Here is a 10,373-nt window from a genome sequence, read left to right as displayed (position 1 = left end):
GATGGTCTTCCTCCACCAAACTCCGGAATTAAGCCCTTGTAACCTCTGGAATTCCACCTTTTAAGCCATGCGTAGCCTGTTGCTTTAGTAACTCCTACCAAGTTGGCTGCCTCTTCAACACTCATTCCTCTGTAAAGGTGTCTTACGAAGTACAGTCTTTTGAGAACTCTAGTATCTTTTTCGAGCTTTTTAATCCTTTTATCGAGCTCTTCTGCTGGCATATGTTTCACAACTTCGTAGATTCGCTTTCTGCCCATGCAGCTGGTCTGTTATTTTTGGTATAAATAGTTTTGCTCAAAACCATAATCTCACAATTACGAATAGTTACTCTAGAACTGAGGAAGAAATACCTCTCCTCTTTGGATCTCTCATGACAGAAGAAGGATTTATAGTAAATTACGATAAAAGTACCTTGGAGTGTCCTAATTGGGGAGATATCCTTCCGAGAGATAATATTTCTTGTGAACTGCGAATTGGAGGAATGCCTAAAGACTGGAAACCTGTTGAAGCAGATCTAGGATGTCATTGGGGTGATATAGAAGGAATTCTATTGCTAGATTAGATATTTTTGAGTTACTCCTTTAACTATCACCTTATCTCCCTCGAACATGTTGATTTTGAAAAAGTGAAACAATTTTTTATTTTTTCTTTATAAAATCCTGTATGTATAACAGAGCCGAGACTTGACCACGAATATTCAAAAGAACAGTCATTTTTACTTACTCAGCCTGACAAAACCCCCATCTCTAAGGGCTGTGACCATAAACCTCGTGAGCAGAAGATTTTTTCCCTGAAAGGCCTTTGCGCTACCCACAGCGATAAACTTCTTTCTGGCCCTCGTTAAGGCGACGTTAAAGAGCCTTTTCTCTGAGGCAAAGTACGGGTTTCTGGTTGCGGTAATTGAGTAGATCACAACATCCTTCTCTCTTCCCTGGTAGCTGTGAACCGTGCTGACCTCGACCTTCAAACCAAACTCGGTAAGTATGTTTCTTATAAGCTCAGCCTGCTTGACGTAAGGTGTTATAACTCCGATGTTCTCCTCTCCAATGCACTCAGCAAGCTCCTCGGCAATAATCGCAACAACCTCTGCCTCTTCCTCATTTATTTTCGACTTTCCTGCTTTCTTCTCAGCACCGTTGCAGTCGATGAAAACCAAAGGTTTCTCTGGATCCCCTACTGCAGGGATGGTTGTCTTGCACGGCTCAATTTTAATGTCATAGCATTTCTCATCTATTTCTAGGAATCCATAAACGTGCTTTGCAGCAAACTCAGCTATCTTCGCATTGCTTCTGTAGTGCCTCCTCAGCCATAGATTCTTGCTGTAGATTTTGCTGAGAAAGTTGTAGGCACTGAACTTCACCGCCTTTTGCCCGCCCACTTCATAGACAGGAGGTAACTGGTATGGATCTCCAACAACCACAGCCTTATCCGCTTTTTCCAGTGCCAGCAGAGCGACGGAGATGCATGTGTTACTCGCCTCGTCTATTATGACCGTATCAAAGTCGTAGTTCTTCACAGCACTCATCATTCCCTTCAAAATCGTCGAGCCTACTGCGATTCTCCCCTTCCTGATCATGTCGTTTTGAATCCTCGCAATCTCCCTGTAAGCCTCTGCAACCTTCGATGCGTACTCTCTGTAGTCGGAGAACCTTATCCGGGACAGCAGGTTGTACTCAACGCTGTGCTTTCTCACACCGTCGGTTATCTTCGACGGATGACCAACTCTGAGCGCTTTGTCCAGCTTTTCAAGGACGTTGTCAACTGCAATGTTTGTGTTAGAAGTTACCCAGACTCTCTCCTCTTCCGAGAGCTTCTTTGCAGCCTCTGCAATAAATGTCGTTTTACCGCTACCCGGCGGGCCGATAACAAGCAGAATCTCTCCCTCATCGAGTGAGCAGGTTGCCAAGTAGCATTTTCTCTGCCATTTGTCGAGGTATTCCGGCGCTTCAAGATTTCTGAGCTCACCGCTCCAGTAGCTGAAGTCAAGAATTTCCTCTGCTCTTTCAGCAGCCTCCTTCCTGAGCATTATGCTGAGAACGTTCTCCGCCTCAACGATTGCGTCACCCTCGAACTCCTCAACTTCTTTCACGGCGAGCAGGTAGGAGTTCCCGTACCTTCTCGCGTCAACAACCCAGCCAACTGGATAGACTGCGTCATCCTCAACCTCTGCAACAGCACTTCCAGCCTTTATTAAGCCTGACGAGCGCAGGACAGCTATCTCTCCTCTCCTCGCAAGTAGCTCGGCCGAGAAGATGTCTCTTTTTAGCATTTTCTGTGTTGCCTTCCTCTCTATTCTGTCCAGAATCTCAACAAGCTCCTCAATCATACGAGGTTCGTCAAATACTTCTCGGCAATTTCCGTCGCTCTCTTCATCTCTTCAGGGGTTAGTCTCCTTGCTATCTCCGGATACTCCCACGCCTTAAAAGTCGGATAGTACTGGAACATCAGGTTGAACCTCGTTTCCATGCCGAGGTTCTCCGCAACCCACTTCACTATCCTCTCCGTGCAGCAATCAATGTGGTTGGGCATCACGAGGTGCCTTATGAGCAGCTCCCCGTTATCCCTGGATTTCAAAAAGTTTCTCGTTACAACTTCCCAGTAATTTGGAACTTTGGAATATTTCTTGGCGCATTCGTTGTTTCCGTACTTGAAATCTCCCAGCCAGACATCAACAAAGTCCTCAATTATCTCCCCAAGCTCCTTACTGTGGTACATGTTCGAGTTCCACACCACCGGAACGTTCGACTCAACATGAACCAGAATTTCTGCAATCGTGTGGGCGTGCTGGTCAGGATTTCCACCGACGAAGTTGACGTTTTTACTTCCCTGTCTCCTCCTGACGTCGATGATGTAGGCAAGCTCTTTCGGATCGACTATGTAATCGTCCTCATACACGATATCGTAGTTCTGGCAAAAGACACACGCAAACGTGCAGCGGTTGAAGAAAATCGTGTGGGATGGGATTAGCTCAGGCTCTTCTCCAACGTGTAGAAACTCGCTGCTGAAGTAACTCGTAACACCACACTTGCAGAAACCCTTCTTTTCGTACCTGTTCACGTCACACCTGCGCTCGCAGAAGTTGCAGTTCTTCAGCATTTCATACAATATGTCTTTCTTCAGGTGCAAGAAGGAATACTGAGGGCTTTCCTCCGGGACTTCTCCGCTCTGGAGAATTTTTTTGAATTCTCTTTTCAGCTTGCTGTGGATTTTCAGCATTTCATCCAGACTTTCCAGAGTTTCAGCCTCCTCTGCACCGATTCGCTTGGCTATCTGGAATTTAGCCAGCGCCTCTTCTCTGTTTATTGCCTCGTACCTTTCAAGACCCTTCACCAGAAGAATTTTTGTGAGAGATTAAATAATGGTTTTTGTGGTGTGATTGGTTTTTATGTTTTGAGGAGCAGTTTGAATTTAGAACTTAGGAAACAACTGATATCTTAGGAATTTTGAAGCAAACGTTCCCTGTTGATTAGCGAATTTAAAAATCAGCATTTTTTCCATTAAATACGCATCTGCAGTACTAACGAACGCAATCAGATTTTCCCACATTTCGAGCAACTTTTCTTTTCCAAATTGTTTAAATTTTTTGGGTATAACACCAATGAACTATTGAATTGCGAAGGTCAATCATGTCTGCGACCTTTCCAAAAATCAGACGTCTATCCTGCATCAATGAAAAGCATCGCTGTATCTCTAAAATACTTCTCCATCGCAGTTCTCGCAGTTGTCCTTGCAGCTTTAATACCTTCAATCAGGCGGATTTCGGAAAGGGATCTCGCAAAGGTTACAAAGGAGGTTATCAGTTAATTCACAACCTGAAGCCGCTTGATCTTGCCTTTTCAAATTCGACTCTCAGCTTTTCAAGTAAACTCTCTTCCACGTAGGGAATTATAGCCCCACACTTCATGCAGAGCCATGGATAGGCTTCAACTCCTTTACCAAGCTTTGCCAGACCCTTCTCCCATGGCGCTTTCCAGAAGTACCTCGCATAACCGGCATTTCTCGTTCTGCTTTTCACCATCTCTCCCCCACATAGGGGACACTTTCTCTCCATGCCATATATTCTCCAGTAGCATTTATTAAATTTTGGAACCAGATTCAATTATGGACTTGCCTGAGCTCATTGATGAGGCCACTTCAATGATGCCCAAGGAGAGGATGGTTATTATTGAAGAAGATGTCATAACTGTGATTGGTGACACCCACGCTGACTTAGAAGCACTGAAAATAATTGAGAAAGAGATAGAGGGTTTTGCGGTATTCCTTGGGGATTACGCGGACAGAGGTGACTATCCTGCTGAATGCTACGAGAAGGTTCTAAGGCTTTTCCTTGACGGCAAAGCTCTGCTTCTACGAGGGAACCATGAGAGTACTGGTGTGTATCCGCACCAGCTTCCCTACCAGTTGAGAGAAAAATTTGGAGAGCAGGGTGAGGAAGTTTACGAGAGCCTTGTCAGGATGTGGAAGAGGATGCCCCTATCTGCAATTGTCGAGGGGAAAGTTTGGATGGCGCATGGGGGTGTGCCGACAAAGCAGTGCAGAATTGATTTAGAAGGCATATCGCGAAAGGAAATCAAGCATCCCGATGACCTTACGGCTCTCGAGATTATGTGGAACGACCCGTGGGAAAGGGAGGAGTGTGGGGAGAACTACAACAGGGGTGTGATGTACTTTTTTGGGACAAAAGCGTCCGATATGCTTTTGGAGGAGTTGGGTGTCAGGGTTGTGATCAGGTCACATGAACCTCAGAAGGTTCTGAAGGTCGAGCAGAACGGGAGGGTTGTAACAGTCGGTTCATGTGCTGAACCCTACTCCATATCAGAGTTTGCTCTGTTGAAGATTGACTTCTCGCATGATTTTAAAAGTGGATTTGATCTGGTTAGAAAATTTGGCTATGTTTATAATGTATAATTTTTTTATGTTTTAAGCCAAAATGTATCGATTTAGTAAAATTTATTAGTGAGTGGCTTTGACTTCGGCACATGAACATCGATACACTGATAATTGCTGTTGCCGGTCTTTTCGCCGTTGCATCGTCTGTCGGTGTTCTGCTGACGAAAGATAACTTTTACGCAGCACTGTATATGTCAGTGACAATGCTTTTCGTGGCAGCGATTTACGCAGCGTTCAACATCCAGCCAGTGGTCGTGATAATTGCTTTGATTTTCGTTGGTGCAGTTGGTATAGTAACGGTGGCTATAGCTGCCACCTACAGAGCAAGAGTTTCAAGGAAGGTCAATATTTTCTGGGTTGTACCGGTCATAGTGGTGTTTGCGATTCTGGCTTTGGCATACACAAGTCTGGCTGTGGAGAGCATTGAAGTTGTTAATCCAGAAGTCTTTGCAGCAGTAGCGACTGACTACTTCTTCGTCATCGCATTTCTCTTTGCACTGGTTGTTTTGATGATGCTTTCGGCAATAAAACTCGCACGGAGGGTTGACCTGTGATAGGACCTGATGTATCAAACCTTGCTGTGATTTTGATAACCTCAGGAGCAATTCTGCTGGTGGCATATCTAACAGCAATTTCCGCTAAGGACGTGATTCGCCTTTTGATCAGCCTTGAACTCATGTTTGCGGCAGTGTTCCTCGCAATAATCCCTCTCTTCTCGATCAACCCACCAATGGCCTATGCCGTAGCTATAATAACAGCGTTCACGAGCAGCACAGAACTCCTTGTTCTTGTGACGGCCATAATACTGCTTGACAGGAGGAAGAAGGGAATTGGTGTGGATAAGGTGGCTGTAGGGGGGGATAGCCTATGAGCGCCGAAGTTTTGGTAATTTCGCTTCTCATTCCTCTGATTGTCACCTTCATTTTGCCAGCTTTCAGACCAAAAGCTGCAACATGGATTTCAGCCATCTCTTTTCTGATTCCAATGGTTGTTACTCTTGGGTTGCTGCTAACGACGAAAGATTCCATAGTGGTACCTGTAATGGATCTGCCATCGCCTGTTGGCGAGTTTTACCTTCTCGCTGACCCGATAAGCAACGCCTTCGGTTTTACAATTTGCCTCGTTTCTGCGATGGTCGCTCTCTACTCATTGCCGTACATGAAGCACAGGTTCGAGGAAATGCTCCACGATGGTGAAATAAAAAGCATTGAGTGGGAGTTCAGGAAGTACTGGTTCCTCTACAACCTCTATGCAATGGCAATGCTCTGGCTCGTTTACGCTGGAAACTTCATTCTGCTGTACATATTCCTCGAGATCTCCCTTCTCGCCTCATTCCTGCTCATCTACATGTACGGCTACGGAAACAGGCAGTGGGTTGCTGTGCTCTACTTCGTGTGGACTCACATCGCGGGAGTTCTGGCGTTGCTGGGTATCCTGATGATAGGGTTCGAGAATGGCACCGCTGCATTCAACGCGGTAAAGGCTGTGGGCTTCACGGCGTGGTTGTTAATCTTCCTCGGAATGCTCGTTAAGCTTCCGGGTCTCGGGCCGCACATCTGGCTGCCATGGGCACATGCTGAAGCACCCACTCCGGTTAGCGCATTACTAAGCCCCCTCACGGTCGGTCTTGCTGGGTACGTCCTTCTGAGAGTTTACATGATCGACTCGTCCTTCATAGAACAGTACAGAGATATTATAATTGCATACGCCATAATCTCCAGCGTTTACGCTGGCTTTTCAGTGTTCAAGCAGAAGGACTACAAGAGGTTGCTTGCATATTCAACAGTCTCCCAGATGGGGTATGTGCTCATTGCCCTCTGCCTCGGCAGTTACGGACTGTTGGGTGTCGTGATTCAGTACATCAGCCACGCCTTCGGAAAGTCAATCTTGTTTATGACAGCAGGGGCAATTATAGCCTCATTCCACGGCCTCAGAGACATTAACAAAATGAGCGGAATGCACGAATACGTTCCGACAATCGCCAATGCTGCACTTCTCGGATTCATGACCCTCAGCGGCATTTTAACGATAGGTATGTTCGGGGAGTTCTACATTCTCGCAGGATTGACGAAGATTTACGGATTCAACCTTGCCATCATTCTCGCAGTGGTGTTGGTGTTTATTCTCTCCGGACTTTACAGCTTCTACACGATGAAGATAATCTACTACGGAACGCCTGCTGGTTATGAGAGGCCAAGGTTCAGCAGACTTCTCGACGCTCCGCTTTACGTTGTGGCGTTTTTCAGCGTTGCATTCATCTTCCCGCCGCTTGCAACTGCACTGCTTAGCGGGCTGAAATTTGTCCTCGGAATTGGAGGTGTTATGCCATGAGCGAAATGGTTGAGCTTCCGATGATGGCAGAACTGCTTGCCTTATTATTTTTCACACCCATCTTAGCGAGCTTTCCAATTGCGATAGCATGGGGAATGCACCCACGCCCCGATTGGGCGAGAAAGCTTCCGGTTCTGTCGGTTGCTGGTTTGTTTGTCTCACTATGCGTTGCACTCTACATTCTGTTTAACGTTGGAGAACTTTCGCCAGAGGCAGAGCCAATCAAATACACAATCCAGTGGCTTCCTGAGTTCAACATAAACTTCGTTTTCATCTTCGATTACCTCAGCAAGCTGATGGGTGCCTTGACTGCCGTGATAGCCTTCCTGATTGGAGTTTATGGGCTTGAATACATGAGAGACGACTACAGGCTCGGCTGGTACTGGTTCTTCTTCAACCTCTTCACGGCATCGATGCTTCTCGTTGTCTACAGTGACAACCTGCTTATGCTACTGATAGGCTGGGAAGGTCTGGGAATCGCCTCTTGGGGACTGATAGGACACTGGTTCAGAGATGATGATGAGCTGAGCTACGTCGGCATTCTCAAGAGAAAAGTTGCTGGTCTGAACATGTTCTGGTCCCCCAGCACGGGTGGGTGGAGAGCCATATCCACGATAAGAGTCGGCGACATGCCAATGTTCTTTGCAATAGGTGCTCTGTTTGCCCTCACAGGCACGCTAAACATAAGCGAGATTCCATGGGCAGGGCTGGAGGAGAAGATAGGTGTTGCTGGGGTTGTCATACTGCTTGTCGCCTTCCTGATGGGTCCGTTCACGAAATCAGCTCAGCTACCATTCAGCGAGTGGTTGATGACCGCAATGACAGGTCCGACAACCGTCAGTGCGCTGCTTCACTCTGCAACGATGGTAGCTGCAGGTACGTACCTCTTCATGAGGCTCAGCTGGTACATTCAGCCATGGGAATTGCACCTCGAAGGTTACGAGTACGTTTACGTCCTCGTACTATTCCTCGGCTTGATATCATCCCTTTACGCAGCCCTCGTGGCTACAAGCTCTCTCGAGAGGAAAGTTTTGCTGGCAGCCTCTACCATGTCCAGCCTTGGACTGATGTTTGCATCAGCAGCGGCAAGCTACTGGGTTGGAAAGTTTGCAGTGCTTGTGGCATTCTGGTACCTCATAACGCATGCATTTGCAAAGGCCTCACTCTTCCTTGTAGCTGGCCATCTTATTCACGAAACTCACGACAGGTTCCTCGGTGGTGATACCGAGGTGGCGAGAAAGCTTAAGTGGGCTTTCGTCGCCACGGTCATTGCGACGATATTCCTTTCGGGAATTCCGCCATTCACAGCCTACTGGGTCAAGTCAGGAATGGATGGAGTTCTGCACCACCTTGAGCACGAGTTTGGACTGCTACCTCTAGCACTGCTTGTGACAATATCAGCAATCTATTCAGGCTTCCTTGGAAAGTTCCTGAGCATGAACTTCTTCAAGGGTAAGAAGGTGCACCTTCACCTGCATGGTGGAGGAATAATGAGTGCAGCTTATCTTACAATGGTTTCCATGCTCCTCGTAATTCTCGCAGCAATTCTAACATCTCCGGAGGAGCCGTTTTCAGAGTTCGTCGAAGAGGGATTGATGGCCTCGTCTTTCGCAGTGGGTATGATAGTTCTCGTAGCGTATGCATTCGGGTTCTTCAAACCACAGATTAAATCTCCATTGGGACAGTTCTTTGGAGACAGAATGTACATGATGTTCTTGAACGACTACATAGTTCCGAAAATTGGCTGGGCAATAGCAAAAGTCGTGGATTACGGTAACAGGCTAATAGACTTCACGTGCCATCAGGCAATTCCGGGAATGTTTGAAATTTACTCCTACGGCGTGAGATTCATCCAGAACGGAAAGCTTGAGAGGTATCTGCAGATTGTGGTCGGCTTCGTAATGCTGATTGTTGTTGTAGCAGTTGCAGCGGGGTGGATAGCATGATAGAGTTGCTTGCGTCGCTGATAATCCTCACAATTGGAGCAGCGCTGAGTTACAAGGATATCAGAATATCACTTGTAGCGAGCATAGTGGCTGTATTGGTAATGATGATAAGCGGAAATGCAGCTTACTCAGCTATGATTTTGTTCGTCGCACTTCTGAACATTTTCTCCCTCTATGCGATGAGGCAGAATCAGATAGCCGGTTTGGACTACGCTCTGGTTGCCATAATGGCGATAGCGACTCTTTACGTCTTCATGGTTGACAATCTTGCGATGATGCTTGTCCTGTTCATGGTCGTCTCAGCTCCAACATACCTGCTCGTCATGGTTAGCGACAAGAACCTGAACGTCGATGTGGGCATAAAGTACGTTACCTTCATGGTGATAGCCACAGTGCTCTTCATAATAGGAGCTGTACTGCTTTACTCTACCACGAATCCGCTAATCTACTCATTAGCTTTCTTGATGCTGATTATCGGTCTAAGCATGGAAGTCGGAGTAGCTCCGGTTCATGAGTGGGTTCCGGATGTCTTCGCCTCGGCAGATCCCATTCCCGTTTCAATAATAGCCTCGCTTGCAAAGTTTGTTCCGTTCATAATCGCCTACAAGATTATAGTTGCCACCGCAACGCCATCGCTATGGCCTCTTCTGGTAGTGGTTGGCCTTATAGCTGCAGCTTCGATGTTCGTTGGAAACATTGGTGCTTTGACGACAAATGAGCCGAGCAGAATTCTCGCTTACTCTACTGTTGCAAACATGGGTTACATCCTCGCCACGTTTGTTGCCGTAACTGCCGGAAAAGAGTATATTTACTTCGCAATTGCCGGAGGCTTGCTGCAGCTCTTCGTGAATTCATTCGGCAAGGTGGGTTACTTTGCAAGCATAAAGAGTGAAGGTACATCACCGATAACAGCATATCTGCTCACGTTCTCCTTCATCGGCCTGCCACCGCTTATGGGATTCTGGAGCAAGCTGTTCATAATCTACTCACTCGTCTACTCACAGTTCATCTGGCTCGCAGTCATTCTGGTGCTCAACTCCGCAATCTCAGTCCCATATTACATCAGGCTCGCAAGGCTACTCGGAACAGGCTGGAAGTTCAACCTGACGAGTGCAGTTGTGCTGTTCGCATCAATTGCAATGCTGATAACGCTAATACCGCCAATGTGGTTTGTGGATTTAGTTTCAATGATGAAGGGGGTGTAAA

At 46.8% G+C, this 10,373-nt stretch carries 11 protein-coding genes; 7 read left to right on the top strand and 4 right to left on the bottom strand.

Annotated features, from left to right (window positions below; translation table 11 throughout):
* The 3 genes from H0Z19_RS07860 to H0Z19_RS07850 all read right to left on the bottom strand — a co-directional run.
* On the bottom strand, positions 1-257 hold a 257-nt coding region (locus H0Z19_RS07860), incomplete at its 3' end, for a helix-turn-helix domain-containing protein (protein ID WP_290725496.1).
* A 458-nt stretch (positions 258-715) separates the two neighbouring features.
* On the bottom strand, positions 716-2,326 hold the full coding sequence (locus H0Z19_RS07855) for a DEAD/DEAH box helicase (RefSeq protein WP_290725495.1): 1,611 nt from the start codon (positions 2,324-2,326) through the stop codon (positions 716-718).
* Complete coding sequence (locus H0Z19_RS07850; RefSeq protein WP_290725493.1) at positions 2,323-3,330, bottom strand: radical SAM protein; 1,008 nt, start codon at positions 3,328-3,330, stop codon at positions 2,323-2,325. The genes H0Z19_RS07855 and H0Z19_RS07850 overlap by 4 nt, the downstream gene beginning before the upstream one ends.
* 339 nt (positions 3,331-3,669) lie before the next feature.
* Here H0Z19_RS07850 and H0Z19_RS07845 point away from each other — a divergent pair, with 339 nt between their 5' ends.
* Positions 3,670-3,804 carry a hypothetical protein gene (locus H0Z19_RS07845; RefSeq protein WP_290725492.1) on the top strand — a complete coding sequence of 45 codons (135 nt, stop codon included), beginning with the start codon at positions 3,670-3,672 and terminating at the stop codon, positions 3,802-3,804.
* A 1-nt stretch (position 3,805) separates the two neighbouring features.
* On the opposite strand, the gene H0Z19_RS07840 is transcribed toward H0Z19_RS07845, so the two are convergent.
* Complete coding sequence (locus tag H0Z19_RS07840) at positions 3,806-4,051, bottom strand: hypothetical protein (protein WP_290725491.1); 246 nt, start codon at positions 4,049-4,051, stop codon at positions 3,806-3,808.
* A 50-nt stretch (positions 4,052-4,101) separates the two neighbouring features.
* On the opposite strand from H0Z19_RS07840, the gene H0Z19_RS07835 reads away from it, so the two are divergent.
* The 6 genes from H0Z19_RS07835 to H0Z19_RS07810 all read left to right on the top strand — a co-directional run bounded on the left by H0Z19_RS07835 (position 4,102) and on the right by H0Z19_RS07810 (position 10,372).
* Positions 4,102-4,908, top strand: coding sequence for a metallophosphoesterase family protein (locus tag H0Z19_RS07835; RefSeq protein ID WP_290725490.1), 807 nt, complete (start codon positions 4,102-4,104; stop codon positions 4,906-4,908).
* A gap of 71 nt (positions 4,909-4,979) precedes the next feature.
* The gene (locus H0Z19_RS07830) at positions 4,980-5,444 is read left to right on the top strand and encodes a hypothetical protein (RefSeq protein ID WP_290725488.1); all 465 of its coding nucleotides are present in this window, start codon (positions 4,980-4,982) and stop codon (positions 5,442-5,444) included.
* Positions 5,441-5,761 carry a F420H(2):quinone oxidoreductase gene (locus tag H0Z19_RS07825; RefSeq protein WP_290725486.1) on the top strand — a complete coding sequence of 107 codons (321 nt, stop codon included), beginning with the start codon at positions 5,441-5,443 and terminating at the stop codon, positions 5,759-5,761. The genes H0Z19_RS07830 and H0Z19_RS07825 overlap by 4 nt, the downstream gene beginning before the upstream one ends.
* Positions 5,758-7,221 carry a complex I subunit 5 family protein gene (locus tag H0Z19_RS07820; protein ID WP_290725483.1) on the top strand — a complete coding sequence of 488 codons (1,464 nt, stop codon included), beginning with the start codon at positions 5,758-5,760 and terminating at the stop codon, positions 7,219-7,221. The genes H0Z19_RS07825 and H0Z19_RS07820 overlap by 4 nt, the downstream gene beginning before the upstream one ends.
* Complete coding sequence (locus H0Z19_RS07815; RefSeq protein WP_290725481.1) at positions 7,218-9,167, top strand: NADH-quinone oxidoreductase subunit L; 1,950 nt, start codon at positions 7,218-7,220, stop codon at positions 9,165-9,167. The genes H0Z19_RS07820 and H0Z19_RS07815 overlap by 4 nt, the downstream gene beginning before the upstream one ends.
* Entirely contained in the window at positions 9,164-10,372 is a 1,209-nt protein-coding gene (locus H0Z19_RS07810; RefSeq protein ID WP_290725478.1) for an NADH-quinone oxidoreductase subunit N, read from the top strand. Before H0Z19_RS07815 ends, H0Z19_RS07810 begins: the two co-directional genes overlap by 4 nt.
* The last annotated feature ends 1 nt before the right edge of the window (position 10,373 follow it).

It is taken from the genome of Archaeoglobus sp. (assembly GCF_017656475.1).
In the GTDB taxonomy this organism is placed as follows: Archaea; Halobacteriota; Archaeoglobi; order Archaeoglobales; family Archaeoglobaceae; genus Archaeoglobus.
Note: the sequence above shows the minus strand (reverse complement) of the source record. Positions and strands in the feature narration are given on the sequence as shown.

What these genes read in the sequence shown, in the direction of transcription:
- H0Z19_RS07855 (WP_290725495.1), bottom strand. Translation starts at nt 2,326, where the DNA reads ATGATTGAGGAGCTTGTTGAGATTCTGGACAGAATAGAGAGGAAGGCA.
- H0Z19_RS07845 (WP_290725492.1), top strand. Translation starts at nt 3,670, where the DNA reads ATGAAAAGCATCGCTGTATCTCTAAAATACTTCTCCATCGCAGTTCTC.
- H0Z19_RS07840 (WP_290725491.1), bottom strand. Translation starts at nt 4,051, where the DNA reads ATGGAGAGAAAGTGTCCCCTATGTGGGGGAGAGATGGTGAAAAGCAGA.
- H0Z19_RS07835 (WP_290725490.1), top strand. Translation starts at nt 4,102, where the DNA reads ATGGACTTGCCTGAGCTCATTGATGAGGCCACTTCAATGATGCCCAAG.
- H0Z19_RS07830 (WP_290725488.1), top strand. Translation starts at nt 4,980, where the DNA reads ATGAACATCGATACACTGATAATTGCTGTTGCCGGTCTTTTCGCCGTT.
- H0Z19_RS07820 (WP_290725483.1), top strand. Translation starts at nt 5,758, where the DNA reads ATGAGCGCCGAAGTTTTGGTAATTTCGCTTCTCATTCCTCTGATTGTC.
- H0Z19_RS07815 (WP_290725481.1), top strand. Translation starts at nt 7,218, where the DNA reads ATGAGCGAAATGGTTGAGCTTCCGATGATGGCAGAACTGCTTGCCTTA.
- H0Z19_RS07810 (WP_290725478.1), top strand. Translation starts at nt 9,164, where the DNA reads ATGATAGAGTTGCTTGCGTCGCTGATAATCCTCACAATTGGAGCAGCG.